We start from the raw sequence: 16,473 nt of genomic DNA, 5'->3' as shown, positions 1-16,473 counted from the left end.
CGCGGCGTGCGCAAGCCGATTGCGGCCACAATGGCCGCTGGCCCACCGACAAGGAGCGTTCCATGACTAGCCCTGACTTGCATTCAAGTAACACCCTGCGTACCGCCGACGGCACCTTGATCTACTACAAGGACTGGGGCAGCGGCCCGCCCGTCGTCTTCAGCCACGGCTGGCCCTTGTCGTCCGATGCCTGGGAAGACCAGATGTTTTATCTGGCCGCACGCGGCTATCGCGTCATCGCGCACGACCGGCGCGGCCATGGCCGTTCCAGCCAGCCCTTCGGCGGCAACGACATGGATACCTATGCCGACGACCTGGCCGCCCTGATCGACGCACTCGACTTGGCGGGCGCCACCCTCGTCGGTCACTCGACGGGCGGCGGCGAGGTGGCGCGCTACATCGGCCGCCATGGCACCGGGCGCCTGGCCGGCGCCGTGCTGGTGGGCGCCGTGCCGCCGCTGATGCTGCAAACCGCCGATAACCCGCTGGGCTTGCCGCTGTCCGCGTTCGACGCCATCCGCGCCGGCGTGCAGGCCGACCGCAGCCAGTTCTTCCGCGACTTGAGCGAGGCCTTCTATGGTTACAACCGGCCCGGCGCCACGCCGTCGCACGGCGTGCGCGAGCACTTCTGGCTGCAGGGCATGCAGGCGGGCATGCCGGCATCGTATTTATGCATCAAGCAATTTTCGGAAACGGATTTCACCAGCGACCTGGCCAAATTCGACGTGCCGACCCTGGTGATCCATGGCGACGACGACCAGATCGTGCCGATCGCCGCCTCGGCGCGGCGCACGGCTGAGCTCATCATCGGCAGCAAATTGCTCGTGTACGCGGGCGCGCCGCACGGCCTGGCGACGACGCACAAGGACCGCCTGAACGAGGACTTGCTGGAGTTCCTGCGCCACTCGGTCGATGCGGCAAGCAATATCGAGGCGCATCTGTAAAACAGCTGAATCTATTGCAAAACACATAATATTGCTTGGTTTTTGCACCAATTGCGTGCGGATCGCCGATTTTTCTGCGTTTTAGGATGCAAAAAATGGCGTTCTGCCGCCTCGTTCCACCCGGTATGGTCCAGTAAAGAGTAAACTAGCAGATACACTCTTTCGCATTGGGCGATTCGAGCGAACTTGTGAGTGATTTCATGTCTGATACACCAATTTCCTTATTTTCCGACCTTAACCTGAGCGAGCCGCTGGTTCGCGCGCTCAAGGATGTCGGTTACGAAACACCGTCGCCTATCCAGGCGGCCACGATTCCATTATTGCTCGCCAACCGCGACGTGCTGGGCCAGGCGCAAACGGGCACGGGTAAGACCGCCGCCTTCGCCTTGCCTATCCTGTCGCGCATCGATCTGAAACAAAGCTCACCCCAAGCCCTGGTCCTGGCACCGACGCGCGAACTGGCCATCCAGGTCGCCGAAGCGTTCCAGGTGTACGCCGCCCACATTCCCGGCTTCCACGTGCTGCCGATCTACGGCGGCCAAAGCTACGGCCCGCAGCTGTCGGCCCTGCGCCGCGGCGTGCACGTCATCGTCGGCACCCCGGGCCGCGTCATCGATCACCTGGACAAGGGTTCGCTCGACCTGTCCAAGCTGAAAACCCTGGTGCTGGACGAAGCCGATGAAATGCTGCGCATGGGCTTTATCGACGACGTTGAACGTATCTTGAAAGAAACCCCGGAAGGCCATCAAACGGCCCTGTTCTCGGCCACCATGCCTTCCGTCATCAAGCGCATTGCCACCACCTACCTGGTGAACCCGGCCGAAGTGACGGTCGCCGCCAAGACGGGCACGGCCGACAACATCCGTCAGCGCTACTGGCTCGTGTCGGGCATGCACAAGCTCGACGCGCTGACGCGCATCCTGGAAGCGGAAGCGTTTGACGGCATGATCATCTTCGCCCGCACCAAGCTGGGCACGGAAGAGCTGGCCGGCAAGCTGCAAGCCCGCGGCTTCTCGGCCGCCGCCATCAATGGCGACATCCAGCAAGCCCAGCGCGAGCGCACGATCCAGCAGTTGAAAGACGGCAAGATCGACATTTTGGTCGCAACCGACGTGGCCGCCCGCGGCCTGGACGTCGAGCGCATCAGCCACGTCGTCAATTACGACGTGCCGCACGATCCGGAAAGCTATACCCACCGCATCGGCCGCACGGGCCGCGCCGGCCGCAGCGGCGAAGCGATCCTGTTCATCACCCCGCGTGAAAAGAACTTGCTGAAAGCCATCGAACGCTCGACCCGCCAGCCGATCGGCATGCTGGAACTGCCGACGATCCAGGCCGTCAACGACGTGCGTATCGCCAAGTTCAAGGAGCAGATCAGCGAAACCCTGGCCCTGGGCGAACTGGAGCAGTTCCAGTCGCTGATCGAGGATTTCGAACGCGAACAGAACATTCCCGCCATCGAAATCGCCGCCGCGCTGGCCAAGATGGCGCGTGGCAATGTGCCTTTGTTGCTGGACAAGAACAAGGCGCGCGAGCAAGCAACGTGGCAAGACGACCGCCCCGTGCGCCAGGACCGTTTTGACCGCCCTGAGCGTAATGACCGTTTCGAACGTAATGACCGCTTCGACCGCAACGAGCGCAGCGAACGCCCGGCCTTCCCGAAAAAGGAACGCATCCAGCGTCCAGCCGACGCCGGCATGCAGACGTTCCGTATTGAGGTAGGTCATCAACATGGCGTAAAACCGGGCAATATCGTGGGCGCCATCGCCAACGAAGCGGGCATCGATTCGAAAAACATCGGTCGCATCGAAATCTATGACGACTACAGTGTCCTGGACTTGCCGGACAGCATGCCGAAAGAATTGCTGGACCAGCTGAAAACCGTGTGGGTCGCGGGCCAGCAGCTGCGCATCAGCCGTGACGGCGACGCGCCGGACCTGGCGCCGCCAGCCGCGCCGCGCAAGCCGTTCGCCGCCAAGTCCGCGCCAGCGGATGCGGGCGAGGCAGCACCTGCGCCGCGCGCGCCGAAGAAGGAACGTCCACGCCCGGGCGTGACGGCTTACCGCATCGAAGTGGGTCGTGAGCACGCCGTGACGCCAAGCAACATCGTGGGCGCCATCGCCAACGAAGCGAACCTGGAAGCCAAGCATATCGGCCGCATCGATATCTTTGACAATTACAGCGTGCTGGACCTGCCGGAAGGCATGCCGCCGGAAATCCTCGACCACCTGAAATCGGTCGTGGTGTCGGGCCAGAAACTGCGCATCAGCCTCGATGACGGCACGACGGAGCGCAAGCCTGCGCCACCGCGTCCGAAATCGCCACCGCGTAAATCATTCAAGTAAGCTGTCCCTTCCCAGGCGCCTCCCCGGCGCCTGTGTCGCGGATTGGAGACAGTTCCCCCACTGGCACGTTCGCGCCAGTTTTTATTTTCCCTCAAGAAACGATTGGGATTGCCGCATTATGCTTGCCGGCAGGCCCCGCCATGGGCCGGCGCTTATTACGGCGCTTGTGCATTTTTTTTATCGGCGCAAGCACCGTCTTTATTGCCTGCCGCATCGATACATAATTTTTTATTAATTATTGTATCTGCGCGCAATTTAAATTTTGTATTTCAATAAAATCAATCAAGTTGAGTCAAAGTAAATTCTAAAACATAAATGAATTGATTTTTATTAAATTGTTTGACCAGCGTCACTGTCGCCGAGGCGATATATCATGGGTGCTTGATGTGGTATATTGTTTTTATGTTTTTGTTATGCTAGTTGAAAAAAATAGAGGAGCGACGATGCGGGTCAATACGCCTATCACGCAAAATGAATACGTATTAAATGAAGGCATGACGATTGTTTCCACCACGGATTTACAGGGAAACATCAATTACGCCAATCAGTATTTCATTGAGGTCAGCGGTTTTTCAGAAATGGAACTGCTGGGTGCGCCACAGAATATCCTGCGGCATCCCGATATGCCGGCCGAAGCGTTTGCCGACCTGTGGGACACCATCAAGACGGGCATGCCGTGGACCGGCATGGTCAAGAACCGCTGCAAGAATGGCGATTTCTATTGGGTCTTCGCCAATATCACGCCCGTCATCGAAAACGGCCGCCCGATCGGCTATATGTCCGTGCGCACCAAGCCCACGCGCGAGCAGATCAACGAAGCGGCAGCCCTGTATAAAAGTTTTAAAGACGGCAATAGCGCCAACCTGGCGATCCGCAATGGCCGCGTCGTGCGTCAGGGCTGGGCCGCCAAGCTGGCCGAGTGGCGCAAGCTGACCCTGTCGCAAGACCTGGCCCTGCATTGCATCGTCTTTGGCGTGGTGCTGGCCATCCTCGGCTGCGCCGTGTGGAATATCGACGGCGACACGGGTACGGCCACGCGCAGCTGGCTCAGCGGCGCTGCTGCTGCCGCCGTGGCGCTGATGCTGTATTTCTGGGCCCATCTGCACAACTCCCTCGTCGCGCCGCTGGGCGACGCCATCACGGTGGCGCGCAAGATGGCCGGTGGCGACTTGACGGGCGTCATCGACAAGGTGCGCGACGATGACATGGGTCAATTGATGGCAGCCTTGCGCCAGACCAACATCAACTTGCACAGCATCATCGGCGACGTGCGCGCCAACTTCGAGGATATCCGCATCACCACGGCGGAAATCGCCACGGGCAATATGGACTTGTCCAGCCGCACGGAGTCGCAGGCCTCCAGCCTGGAGCAGACGGCGGCCAGCATGGAAGAACTGACGTCGACCGTGCAAAACAGCGCCGACCATGTGGCCACGGCCAACGACCTGGCGGCGCAGGCATCGACCGTCGCGGCCAAGGGCGGCACCATCGTCAGCGAAGTGGTCACCACGATGGACGAGATCAGCTCTTCGTCGCGCAAGATTCTCGACATCATCGGCCTCATCGACGGCATCGCCTTCCAGACGAACATCCTGGCCTTGAACGCGGCCGTGGAAGCGGCGCGCGCGGGCGAGCACGGCCGCGGCTTTGCCGTCGTGGCGGGCGAGGTACGCAGCCTGGCGCAGCGTTCTGCCACGGCGGCGAAAGAGGTCAAGAATCTGATCGACCATTCGATCGCCACCGTGAATGCGGGCAGCGTGCTGACCAGCAATGCGGGCGCCACCATGACGGAAGTGATCGCCTCCGTGGCCCGGGTAACGGAAGTGATGGACGAGATTTCCTCGACCACGCGCGAGCAGAACCAGGGCATCGGCCAGGTCAACCAGGCCGTCATCCACATGGATGGCATCACGCAGCAGAATGCGGCCCTGGTCGAGCAGGCGGCCGCCGCCGCCACCAGCCTGGCGCAGCGCACGGAGAGCGTGGCCCAGTCGATCGGCATCTTCAAATTGAAGGCCTCGCCCAAGCGCAAGGCTGCCGGCGTGGGGCGCAGCGTGGGCGCTGGCGTCGCGTCGCGGGCCTTGCTGAAGGCACGCTAAGACGATCATCCCGCCAGCGCACCGTTGGCGGGATTTACTTCCGTACCCGATACACTTCCCCGCTGCGCACCTTCTTCACCACCCCATCCCCGCCAAACAGAATCACATATTCTCCCTGCGTGCCCGAGGCGGCCGGGTAGGTGTACATCCACACTTCCTTGCCGCTGTCGAAGCGGATCAATGTGCTGTCGCCCAGCGCGGCGCGCACCTGCTCGCGCGTGCTGCTGCCCACTTGCACCGTCTGTTCCAGGGTGGCGTAAGGCACATTCTTGCTTGCCTGCAAGGCGCGCGTGCCGGAGCAGGCGGTGAGCAGCACCAGCATGGCGATCAGCAGCCATTTCATGGCGCCACCTCGTCCATATAGTCAAATTCCAGCAGGGCGTCGTCTGGCCAGTTCATATCCCACAGGGGCGCGTAATACGTGCGGTCAAGCAAGACCTGGCAATCGCAATACGGCAGCGAGGCGGGTGTTTGCTCGCCGCCCGCGTACAGCATGGCGAACGGCAGGGCCAGGCGGCGTTCGCCATGCACGAGGGTCACGCCGAACAGGGGGCGCTCCGTGAAGAACAGATAATTGCCATCGGGCTCGGAACACACCTTGTCCGTGCTGTAGAGCATACTGGATAGCCAGGCGATGATTTGCGGGTCGTTCGAGATCAGGCCCGAATCCATGCCGGCGCGGCATTCCAGGCGCAAGTCGCCCAGGCGTCGCGTGCCGGGCGGCAAGCCGGGCGTGATCACCTGCGCGCGCCAGCTCATGGTGGTGGCCTTGCGGTTGGCGATCAGCACGGCGTCTTCGCGCGCCGCTTGTGCATTGCGCACGGGAGCAAAGCTGTTGTCCTCGGCCAGCGGTAACGGGATGCTGACGGTGTCGCCCGCGATGCGCAGCTGCACGCCCCTCATGTCCACGCCGGGCTGGCGCGGCAGCAGACGAAAGCGCAGCACGGCCTGCGGGGCCAGCGCATGGTCGCGCTCGAAGCGGTCCACGCCCTGCAGCATCTTGCGGTAGGATTTGTCGACGGGGTCGCGCGTGGCGCTCACTTTCACTTGCGGCACGGGCGCGGTTTGCGCCTGCGCAACAGCGCTGGAGAGTGGACCGGCGAGCAAGCCGGCGAGCAGCAGGGAGAGAGGAATGCGCATGGCTTGATGCTACGCTTTTTTGCGCGGCGGCCACGCACGGGTGGGTCTATCAGTACTCGCTATATTTACGCGCATCGCCGCGCACCTGCTGCGCCGGGTATTTCTGCGCGTTCAGTGCCATCTTTTCCAGCACGGCCGCGTGCAGGTCGACGCCGCTCTTGTCGGCCAGGCGCACCAGATACATCAGCACGTCGGCCAGCTCGTGGCGGATGCCCGTGCGTTTCGCCTCGTCCAGCTCGGCGTCCGCCCCCGTGGGCAGCCACTGGTAGTGCTCCACCAGTTCCGCCACTTCCACGGACAGGGCCATGGCCAGGTTCTTCGGCGTGTGGAACTGGTCCCAGTCGCGCTCGGCGGCAAAGGCGCGCAGGCGCGCACGGATGTCGAGCAGGCTGTCGGATGGGGCGCTCATGCGGCCGCCCGCAGCGGTTTTTCCATGAAGACACTGAATGGATCGTCGGGATAGCCGCCGTAGGGCCCGCGCCGCTGGTAGCCGTGGCGCGCGTACAGGGCGATGGCCTCGGGCTGGTGGATGCCCGTTTCTAACGTCAGCAAGCGGCAGCCGCGCGCCAGCGCCTGCTCTTCCAGCAGGGCCAGCAGGCGCTTGGCCAGGCCCAGGCCGCGGCTGTCCGGGTGCACATACATGCGCTTGAGCTCGCCGAAATCGGGCGTGACGACGATGGCGCCGCAGGCCCGCGCCGTGCCCGCCGCATCGCGGGCGACGGCAAACAGCAGGGTGTCCGGCGGCAACGATGCCAGGTCCAGCGAGTAGACGCACTCGGCCGGATACAGCGTTTGTTGATAGGCATCAAGCTCGGCGATCAGGGTCTGCACGTCCGCTTGCTGCGGCGATTCCAGGTGAATTTGCATGGGGGAAAGCACGTTGACTGAGATTCCCCCATGGTATCACTGCGGCCGCGCCAGGCGCATGGTCAGGCCGATGGGCGACATCACAAAGCCCATCAGTTCCTGCGCTGCACCGCCATCGGGCGTGTCGACGCCCGCGATGTCGAAGCTGCCCAGCAGCATGGCCATGGCGATCTTGATTTCCAACAAGGCCAGGTAGCGGCCCGGACACGTGCGCAGGCCGGCGCCGAAGGGCATCGAAGCGCGCTTGTTGTTGGCATCGCCGCCGTCGGCCAGCCAGCGTTCGGGCTGGAAGGCCTGCGCGTCGGGAAAGTGCGCATCGGATACGGTGTCATTGCGCATCACGCACCAGACCAGGGTGCCGGCCGGCACGGCGATGTCGCCGATGACCGTGTCGCGCAACGCCTCGACGGGCAGGAAGGGCGCCACCGGTTTCAAGCGCATGGCTTCGCTGGCGCAGGCGCCCAGGTAATCGAGGCTATCCATCTGCTCGATGGTGAAGTGGGCCGTGTCGGGCGCCAGGCGCCGCACTTCCTCGCGCGCCCGCGCCAGGCATGCCGGATGGCGTTGCAGCAGGTAAATTATCCAGGACACCGTGTTGGCCGTCGTATCCTCGCCCGCCAGCAACATGGTCAGTACATTGCCGGCCACGTTGCGGTCCGTCACGCCGCTGCCTTCCAGGTCGGCGGCGGCGATCATGGCTTCGAGCAGGTTGGGCGGATGCGCGCGGCGCGCCGGGTCGTGCGCCATGCGCGTGCGCGCCTGCTGCACCAGGTCCGCCACGGCGGCAGAGAGGGCCGCCACATCGCGGTCCAGGCGGCGGTCGATGGGCAGCTTGACATAGCGCCAGTACGGGAACATGGACAGGCTGCGCCGCGCCACGGCGGGCAGGATGTCGTCCATGTGGCGCTGGATCACGTCTTCGCCCGATTCGAGCGTGTTGACTTCCGTGCCGAAGGCCAGGCCGGCGATGATGTCGACCGTGTAGCGTTTCAGGTCGCCATCGAGGTCGATCGCCTGGCCTTGCGTGGCGGCCAGATGCCAGCGCCGCTGCAGGCGCTGCGCCACCGTCACCAGCGCGGGGAAGTAGGCCTTGATGGCGCCGGGCGCCATGCCGGCCATCACCATGCGGCGCTGGTTGCGCCACTCCGTGCCCTCGGCCAGGAACAGGCCGGGGATGCCGCCCATTTCCTCGGACACGACGGAGCTGCTCAGGGGGCGGCGAAAACCGTCGGGCCGGTCGCGCAGCACGGCGCCGACGGCCTCGCTGTCGGCCACCACCAGCACCAGGGTGCGGCCGAACCAGGCGCGCATGAAGGGGCCGTAGCGCTGTACCCACTGCTCCACGTCGCGGTGGATGCGCGTGAGCTTGAGTTGCAGGCTGTTGCCGACGATGGGCAGGGCGAAGGGCCCCGGCAGGCGGCGGATCTGGCGCAAGGGCGTGGCGACGGCGGGGGCGGCGGCATGGTCGAGCGGGGGCATGGCGGACTCCTGGTGGATGGCGACAATGACATCACTGTAGCGCGCTTGCGCGCCCGCGTCTTGAACGAATACGACATCGTGCGGCGCCCGGCTTTGCCGGTACAATCGTCGCCATGCCTGCCGCCCATACGCCTCTGACCCGTCTGATCGCACCGCGCGCCGCGCTCGCTTCCTGCGTGCGCGCCATGCTCGTGCGCGACACCACGGGCTGCGCGCCCCTGCCGCCGGCCCAGCGCCTGAACCGCTTTCCCGCCGCGCCCATGTGCAGCATCGTCTGGACCGTCGCCGGCGACGTGGAAGCGGCCGCGCCGGGCCTGTCGCTGCCGGACGTGCGCATGCCGCCCGCGCTGTTCGGCGGCCCCCGTTCGTATCCGCTGGTCAGCTACAACCCCGGTCCCGTGCATTCGTTTATCGTGATGTTTTATCCGGCCGCCCTGCATGCGTTGACGGGCATCTCGATGGATGCCTTGCTGGACCAGTTCCGCCCCCTGGGCGCGCTGTTCGATGCCGACTGGCTGGCCCTGTCGGACGCCGTGCTGGCCGCGCCGGACGACGAGGCCCGCGTCAGGCTGGTGGAGGATTTTCTCGCGCCCCGCTGGCAGCTGGCGCGCAAGAGCGGCGACCATCCGGCCGGCGCCATCCAGGACTGGGTGCGCCGCCTGGGCGTGCAGGCCGCATCGACGGGCCTGGCCAGCAGCGCGCGCCATATCGAGCGCCGCATCAAGGCCTGGGCCGGCCAGCCCATGCGCACCTTGCGCCGCATGCGCCGCGCGGAACAGCTGTTTCTCGACGAGCGCGGCGCCATCCTGCAGGGCACGGCGTCCTGGTCCGACGTTGCCGCCAGCGGCGGCTACGCCGACCAGGCGCATTTCTGCCGCGAGACGCGCGCAATCACGGGCTTGAGCCCCACGGAACTGGCGCGCGCCATGAAGGAAGATGAAAGCTACTGGATCTACCGGATATGGGCGTAGGTCGGATTAGCTCGTAGAGCGTAATCCGACAACATTGTTGCAAGACGCTGGTGTCGGATTACGCGGCGTCCCGCCGCTCATCCGACCTACCGTTCCTTGTACACCTTGCCCTTGGATAAGGTCACTTCATGGTGCCCCGCGCCGGGCGCCATCATGGGGAAGCAGTTTTCCGCGCCATGCACGCGCACGTCGAGGAAGTACGGGCCCTCGGATGCCAGGCAGGTAGTCAATGCCGCGTCGAGTTCCTCGCGCCGGCTGACCGTGTGCGCCTGCCAGCCGAACGCGCGCGCCAGGGCGACGAAGTCGGGCAGCGCTTCGGTGTAGCTGTGGCTGTAGCGCCCGCCGTGTATCAGTTCCTGCCACTGGCGCACCATGCCCATGTAGCCATTGTTCGACAGCACCACTTTCACGGGCAGGCGGTGCTGCACGGCCGTGGCCAGTTCCTGGATATTCATCAGGATCGAGGCGTCGCCGCTGACGCACACCACGCATTTTTCGGGATGGGCGATCTGCGCGCCGATGGCGGCCGGCAAGCCATAACCCATGGTGCCGGCGCCGCCCGAGGTCAGCCAGCGGCGCGGCTGCTCGAAACGCAGATGCTGCGCCGCCCACATCTGATGCTGGCCCACGTCGGTGGAGACGATGGCGTCGCCGCCATCCACGCTGTCCAGCGCCGCCTGCAGCCGGCGCATCAGCGCCTGCGGCGCGATGACGTCGGGCGTGTCGTCGAACGCCAGCGAGTCCTGCGCGCGCCAGCCATCGATGCGCTGCCACCACGGCTGACGGTCCGCCAGCAATCGCCCGCGCAGCTGCGCCAGCAGAGCCGCCAGCACGGGCGCGCAATCGCCGCGCAGGGCCACGTCGGCGCGCACCACCTTGCCGATCGACGCCGGGTCGATATCGACGTGGATGACTTTCGCGCCGGGACAAAAGGCGTCCAGCCGTCCCGTCACCCGGTCGTCGAAGCGGGCGCCGACGCAGACGATCAGGTCCGCATGGTGCATGGCCAGGTTCGCTTCCAGGGTGCCGTGCATGCCCAGCATGCCCAGGAAGGCCGGATGCGAGGCGGGAAAGGCGCCCAGGCCCAATAAGGTCAGGGTGCACGGCGCGGCCGCCAGTTTCACCAGCTGGCCGAAGGCGGCGCAGGCGGCGGGGCCGGAATTGATGAGGCCGCCGCCGCCATAGAACACGGGCTGGCGGGCGGCGGCGATCAGGCCGGCGGCCCGTTCGAGATCGGAGGCTGCCGGCATCGGCACCGGGGCCGGCGTGGCAGGGGCCAGCACCGTCGTTTCCTGCACCGGCGCCAGTTGCAGATCCTTGGGGAAATCGACCAGCACGGGGCCGGGCCGGCCCTGCGTGGCCTGCGCGTACGCTTCGCGCACGACGGCCGCCGTTTCATCGGCCGTGCGGATTTGCCGGTTCCACTTGGTGACGGGGCGCGAAATGCCCAGCGCGTCGCATTCCTGGAAGGCGTTCGTGCCGATGCTGGTGGTGGCCACCTGGCCGCTGATGCAGATGACGGGGATCGAATCGCACAGGGCGTCGAGCAAGCCCGTGGTGGTATTGCTCATGCCGGGACCGGACGTGACGAAGACGACGCCGGGCCGGCCCGTGCTGCGCGCATAGCCTTCGGCCGCGTGCACGGCCGCCTGTTCGTGGCGCACCAGCACGTGGCGCAGGCGCGGCTGGGCGTGCAGCGCGTCGTACAGGGGCAGCACGGCGCCGCCCGGGTAGCCGAAGACGGTGTCGACGCCCAGCGCCAGCAGGGTGTCGATCAGGGTGCTGGCGCCGTTGCGGGAGGCGCGCGCGAGGAGGGGGGCGGGATCGGGTTTCATGGCCTTATTTTCTGCCTGATGCGGCAGAAAAGGCTGCTGGTTTTCTCGTATAGAATGTAGTATTCAGCAAAATTTGCTGTGAAATAAGGATATGACAGAATGAAACTGGATAAATTCGACCTCGCCATCCTGACGGCCCTGCAGCAGGACGCCCGCATCAGCCTGCATGACTTGAGCGCCAAGGTGGGCCTGACCTCGTCGCCATGCTGGGCGCGCATCAAGCGCATGGAAGACGATGGCGTCATCGAGGGTTATACGGTGAACGTCAACGCGGCCAAGGTGGGATTGGCCGATACCGTCATCGTGCAAGTCACCCTGGACGACCATTCCGACCAGGCCCTGTTTGAATTCGGCCACGCGCTGGCCATGATCCCGGAAGTGCTGGAAGCGTTTCTTGTGTCCGGCGACTACGATTACTACCTGCGCATCGCGGTGAGCGACACGCGCGACTACGAACGCCTGCTGCGCGAGCGCCTGTATAAAATTCCCGGCATCCGCCACAGCAAATCGAGCTTTGTCTTGCGTCAGCTCAAGCAGAGCTACCTGCCCTTGCAGCGTTGACTTTGTGACCCCTTCCCCGCACGGCGGGAGTTTTTCCCTAGTTCATTGATGGTGACTGTCCGATACTGGACGCAATAAAAACCACTATAAATCGGGGATATGCATGAGACTGACCTTATTCGCGGCCGCCGCCATGGCGCTGTGCCAGGCGCAAGCTGCCGACCCTGCCAGCCTGGAGCTGGCGTACGACTTGCCCACCGTCATCATCACGGGCAGCATGCCGCTGCCCACCGTGGAGCAGCCGCGCGACGCATTCGCCGTGCCCGTGCAGACGGCCAGCGCGCAACAGATCGCCGGCAGCGGCGCGCTCGACATTTCCGCCTTCCTGCGCCGCAACCTGGGCAGCGTGTATGTGAACGAAGTGCAGAACAACCCGTTCCAGTCCGACGTCAGCTACCGCGGCTATACGGCCTCGCCGCTGCTGGGCACGCCGCAAGGCTTGTCCATCTACCTCGACGGCATGCGCCTGAACCAGCCGTTTGGCGACGTCGTCAGCTGGGACTTGATCCCGCGCATGGCCATCGCCTCGCTGACCTTGATGCCCGGCTCGAACCCCCTGTTCGGCCTGAACACCCTGGGCGGCGCGCTGGCCCTGCAGACCAAGGATGGCAAGAGCAATCCCGGCACAGCCGTCGAGGCGCGCCTCGGTTCCGATCAACGTCGCGGCGTCGAGGTCGAACATGGCGGCAGCAATGCGCAGGGCTGGCACTGGTACGTGACGGGCAACCGCTTCAGGGAAGACGGCTGGCGCGACGATTCCCCATCGGACGTACGCCAGGTGTTTGGCAAGCTGGGCTGGAGCGATGCGCGCACGGATATCGCCGTCACCGTGACCCACGCGGACAATGCGCTGACGGGCAACGGCTTGCAGGAGCAGCGAATGCTGGCGCGCGATTATCGCAGCGTCTACACCAAGCCCGACTTGACGCAAAACAGGTCCACCCTGCTGAACGTGACGGGCAAGCACCAGGCCGGCGCCGGCTTGCTCTTGTCCGGCAATGTGTACTACCGCAAGATCGACACGCACACCTACAACGGCGACCTGAACGACGAGTCGCTCGACCAGTCCGTCTACCAGCCAGGCGCGGCCGAACGGGCGGCCCTGGCGGCGGCCGGCTACACGGGTTTTCCCGCCAGCGGGGCGAACGCGTCGAATACGCCGTTCCCGAAATGGCGCTGCATAGCCAACGTGCTGTTGAATGACGAGCCGGCCGAAAAGTGCAATGGCATGCTCAACCGCAGCCATACGCAGCAGGAAAACTATGGTTTTTCAGGCCAGTTCACCGCGCTGGCCGACGTGGCGGGCGCGCGCCACGCCGTCACGGCCGGCGCCGCCTTCGATGCCAGCCACGCCACCTTTCGCCAGACCAGTCAGTTCGGCTACCTGAACCCGGACCGCAGCATCACGCCCGTCGATTTCTTTGCCGACGGCACGCAGATCGACGACGATGGCACACCGGTCGACAACCGGGTCGACTTGAGCGGGCGCATGCGCACGTGGAGCGTGTATGCAAGCGACAGCATGGCGTTGAATCAAGCGTTGACCCTGACCATCTCCGGCCGCTACAACCGCAGCACCGTGCGCAACCGCGACGCCATCACGCCGGGCGGCGGCAGCGGCTCGCTCGATGGCGACCACCGTTTCAGCCGCTTCAATCCCGCCATCGGTCTGGCCTATGCGCCGGCCGGCGGCACCAGCGCCTATCTTGGCTACAACGAAGGCAGCCGCACGCCGACGGCCATCGAACTCGGCTGCGCCGACCCGGAAAACCCGTGCCGCCTGCCCAACGCCATGGCGGGCGACCCGCCCTTGAAACAGGTGGTCACCAAGACGTGGGAAGCGGGCGTGCGCGGAAAGTTTTCCGACGTGGCCCGCTGGAGCGCCGGCCTGTTCCGCGCGGAAAACCATGACGATATCCTGTTCGTGGCCGACAATCAGGCCGGTTTCGGCTACTTCAAGAATTTCGGCAAGACGCGCCACCAGGGCGTGGAGCTGGCGTTGGATGGTAAGGCGGGCGCGCTGGACTTCGGCGTCAACTACACGTGGCTGCAGGCGACGTATCAAAGCCGCGAAACCGTCAACGGCAGCGCCAACAGCAGCAGCGATGCGGACGCGCCCGGCCTGGAAGGCAATATCGTCATCACGCCCGGCAACCGCATACCGCTGACGCCCAGCCATATCCTGAAGGCGCACGTGGACTATCAGGGCGGGCGCGACTGGACGGTGGGCCTGGCCATGACGGCCGTGTCGAGTTCCTATGCGCGCGGCAATGAAAACAACGGGCACCAGGCGGGCGGCCCGTCATACCTGGGTTCCGGCAAGAGCGCCGGCTACGCCGTGGTGGAGCTGAACGGGAAATACCAGCTGACGCCGCGCCTGAGCGTGTTTGCCCAGATAAACAACCTGTTCGACCGCCAGTACGCGACGGCGGCGCAATTGGGCGCGACGGCTTTCGACGCCAACGGCAATTTTGCCGCCCGGCCACTGTCCGCCGTGAACGGCGACTATCCGATGGTCAATGCGACCTTCTATGCGGCCGGTGCGCCGCGTAGCGTGAATGTAGGTCTGCGCTACGCGTTTTAAGGGAGGATATGCTCGATGACGCCATTGCGCAGCGCCAGGTGCACGAGGGCGGCGGGGCCGGGCACGTCGAGTTTTTCCTTGATGCAGGTCTGGTGGTTGGCCACCGTCTTGCTGCTCAGGTGCAGCAGGCGGGCGCAGTCGGCGGCGCTGCGGCCTTCGGCCAGCAGGCGGAAGATTTCGAATTCGCGCTGGCTCAGGCTGCTCAAGCGCTGTGCTTCCATGCAGGCCGTGCCTTGCAGCACGCCGGGCGTGCTGTGCGGATCGAGGTAGCGCCGGCCCGCGTGGGCCGCGCGCACGGCGTCGACCAGGTGTTCCGGGTCGGCTTGCTTGCTGACGAAGCCGCAGGCGCCGCCATCGAGCGCGCGCGCGATCAGCTGCGGCGTGTCGTGCATGGTAAATACCAGCACGCGCGCAGCGGCGTCGCGCGCGAGCAGCTTGCGCAGCAATTCCAGGCCGCCGATGCCGGGCATGGACAAATCCGTCACGCAGACGTCGGGCGCGTGCTCCTGGTACAAGGCATACGCCGTTTCGCCATTGCCCGCCTCGGCCACGACGGCGATGTCGCCGCCCTGTTCCAGCAGGCGGCGGTAACCGGAGCGCACCACCGGATGGTCGTCCACCAGCATCACGCGGACCGGGGTCAGCGCCGCGTTCATGCCGCACCGGCCGCCAGCGGCATCGCCACTTCGATGCGCAAGCCGTTGCCCAGCCCGCTGATCCAGCGGATATGGCCGCGCAAGCCGGCCACGCGCTCGCGCATGCCCAGCATGCCGAAACCGCCTTCTTCCGTTTTGTCCTGGCGCAAACCCCGGCCATTGTCTTCGATGGCCAGGTGCAGCACGCCGTGCGCATCGGCGCGCAATTCCACCGTGGCACGGTCGGCACCCGCGTGGCGCGCCACGTTCGTCAAGCCTTCCTGCACCAGGCGGTAGATGGCGGTGGCGGTGCTGTCGTCGAGGCTGGCGGGGATGGCGTGCGGCGCGAAATGGCAGGCGATGCCGTGCTGCTGGGCCCAGCTGTCGCACAGCGCCTGCAGGGCCGGCGCCAATCCCAGGCTGTCGAGCACGGGCGGGCGCAGCCGGCGCAGCATCGTGCGCACCATCGCGTGCAGCGCTTCCGACGAGCGGGCGATGCTGGCGGCGCACGCCTGCACGTTCGCCTGGTCGCCGTCGCGCGCGCGCAGGATGTAGCTGGCGGCGGCGCGGATGGCCGTGCAGTCCTGTCCCACTTCATCGTGCAACTCGCGCGCCAGCGCGCAGCGTTCCTCTTCCTGCGCGCGCAGCAGGCGCTGCGTGAGGGCGCGGTTTTGCGCCAGCAGCAGCGCCACCTGGCGCCCGCGCCGCACGGCAAAGCCGGCCAGCGCCAGCGCCAGCAGCAACAGGCTCAGGGCCAGTTCATCGAGTTGCCAGTGTTCCTGGCGCCAGAGCGCGTGCGTCAGCCGTTCGGCCAGGTCCAGCCTGGCGGCCAGCAGGAAAAAAGCCAGTGCCAGTGCGCAGCACACGAGGATGCGCCGGGCCGGCCGCGTGCCTGCGCGGCCGCTGCCGGCGAGTTGATGGTGTTCCATGATGCTGCTCCCTGAGCACGGTCGATCTCGTTGTTGTGCAAGCTTCATGCCATCGGCGCAGGGGCCTCTGGGGGCGCGTCATGC

14 protein-coding genes are annotated in these 16,473 nt (G+C 65.3%); 6 read left to right on the top strand and 8 right to left on the bottom strand.

Features of this window, described 5'->3' with window-relative positions; genetic code table 11:
* The first annotated feature begins 62 nt into the window (after positions 1–62).
* The 3 genes from AC07VH_RS25350 (at position 63) to AC07VH_RS25340 (ending at position 5,388) form a co-directional block, all read left to right on the top strand.
* Positions 63–944 (top strand): alpha/beta fold hydrolase, encoded by an 882-nt coding sequence (locus AC07VH_RS25350; protein WP_494788843.1) that lies wholly within the window; start codon positions 63–65, stop codon positions 942–944.
* Positions 945–1,144: 200 nt separating this feature from the next.
* Complete coding sequence (locus AC07VH_RS25345; RefSeq protein WP_494788844.1) at positions 1,145–3,289, top strand: DEAD/DEAH box helicase; 2,145 nt, start codon at positions 1,145–1,147, stop codon at positions 3,287–3,289.
* Between the two features lie 443 nt (positions 3,290–3,732).
* On the top strand, positions 3,733–5,388 hold the full coding sequence (locus AC07VH_RS25340) for a methyl-accepting chemotaxis protein (protein WP_494788845.1): 1,656 nt from the start codon (positions 3,733–3,735) through the stop codon (positions 5,386–5,388).
* A gap of 34 nt (positions 5,389–5,422) precedes the next feature.
* Here AC07VH_RS25340 and bamE read toward each other — a convergent pair whose 3' ends face one another.
* From bamE to AC07VH_RS25315, 5 genes are read right to left on the bottom strand one after another with little or no spacing between them, the layout of a single operon-like run.
* Complete coding sequence (gene bamE, locus AC07VH_RS25335; RefSeq protein WP_494788846.1) at positions 5,423–5,731, bottom strand: outer membrane protein assembly factor BamE domain-containing protein; 309 nt, start codon at positions 5,729–5,731, stop codon at positions 5,423–5,425.
* The gene (locus AC07VH_RS25330) at positions 5,728–6,528 is read right to left on the bottom strand and encodes a hypothetical protein (RefSeq protein WP_494788847.1); all 801 of its coding nucleotides are present in this window, start codon (positions 6,526–6,528) and stop codon (positions 5,728–5,730) included. Before AC07VH_RS25330 ends, bamE begins: the two co-directional genes overlap by 4 nt.
* 49 nt (positions 6,529–6,577) lie before the next feature.
* Positions 6,578–6,937 carry a nucleotide pyrophosphohydrolase gene (locus AC07VH_RS25325; RefSeq protein ID WP_494788848.1) on the bottom strand — a complete coding sequence of 120 codons (360 nt, stop codon included), beginning with the start codon at positions 6,935–6,937 and terminating at the stop codon, positions 6,578–6,580.
* Positions 6,934–7,395: a GNAT family N-acetyltransferase gene (locus AC07VH_RS25320; protein WP_475414882.1), complete on the bottom strand. Its 462-nt coding sequence runs from the start codon at positions 7,393–7,395 to the stop codon at positions 6,934–6,936. The genes AC07VH_RS25325 and AC07VH_RS25320 overlap by 4 nt, the downstream gene beginning before the upstream one ends.
* A gap of 36 nt (positions 7,396–7,431) precedes the next feature.
* Positions 7,432–8,874, bottom strand: a complete 1,443-nt coding sequence (locus tag AC07VH_RS25315) for a cytochrome P450 (protein WP_494788849.1) — start codon at positions 8,872–8,874, stop codon at positions 7,432–7,434.
* A 113-nt stretch (positions 8,875–8,987) separates the two neighbouring features.
* Between AC07VH_RS25315 and AC07VH_RS25310 the strand changes: the two genes are divergently transcribed.
* Positions 8,988–9,845 (top strand): helix-turn-helix domain-containing protein, encoded by an 858-nt coding sequence (locus AC07VH_RS25310; RefSeq protein ID WP_494788850.1) that lies wholly within the window; start codon positions 8,988–8,990, stop codon positions 9,843–9,845.
* Between the two features lie 86 nt (positions 9,846–9,931).
* On the opposite strand, the gene ilvB is transcribed toward AC07VH_RS25310, so the two are convergent.
* Positions 9,932–11,680, bottom strand: a complete 1,749-nt coding sequence (gene ilvB, locus AC07VH_RS25305) for a biosynthetic-type acetolactate synthase large subunit (protein WP_494788851.1) — start codon at positions 11,678–11,680, stop codon at positions 9,932–9,934.
* A 99-nt stretch (positions 11,681–11,779) separates the two neighbouring features.
* Between ilvB and AC07VH_RS25300 the strand changes: the two genes are divergently transcribed.
* Positions 11,780–12,241, top strand: a complete 462-nt coding sequence (locus AC07VH_RS25300) for an Lrp/AsnC family transcriptional regulator (protein WP_070217690.1) — start codon at positions 11,780–11,782, stop codon at positions 12,239–12,241.
* 103 nt (positions 12,242–12,344) lie between these two features.
* Positions 12,345–14,825, top strand: coding sequence for a TonB-dependent receptor (locus AC07VH_RS25295; RefSeq protein ID WP_494788852.1), 2,481 nt, complete (start codon positions 12,345–12,347; stop codon positions 14,823–14,825).
* Here AC07VH_RS25295 and AC07VH_RS25290 read toward each other — a convergent pair.
* Together AC07VH_RS25290 and AC07VH_RS25285 are read right to left on the bottom strand one after the other, a co-directional pair.
* Positions 14,822–15,481 (bottom strand): response regulator, encoded by a 660-nt coding sequence (locus AC07VH_RS25290; RefSeq protein ID WP_494788853.1) that lies wholly within the window; start codon positions 15,479–15,481, stop codon positions 14,822–14,824. The genes AC07VH_RS25295 and AC07VH_RS25290 overlap by 4 nt on opposite strands.
* Positions 15,478–16,389 carry a histidine kinase gene (locus AC07VH_RS25285; protein WP_494788854.1) on the bottom strand — a complete coding sequence of 304 codons (912 nt, stop codon included), beginning with the start codon at positions 16,387–16,389 and terminating at the stop codon, positions 15,478–15,480. The genes AC07VH_RS25290 and AC07VH_RS25285 overlap by 4 nt, the downstream gene beginning before the upstream one ends.
* Positions 16,390–16,473 lie beyond the last annotated feature (84 nt).

This window comes from Janthinobacterium sp. GW821-FHT03C10 (assembly GCF_059420865.1).
Note: the sequence above shows the minus strand (reverse complement) of the source record. Positions and strands in the feature narration are given on the sequence as shown.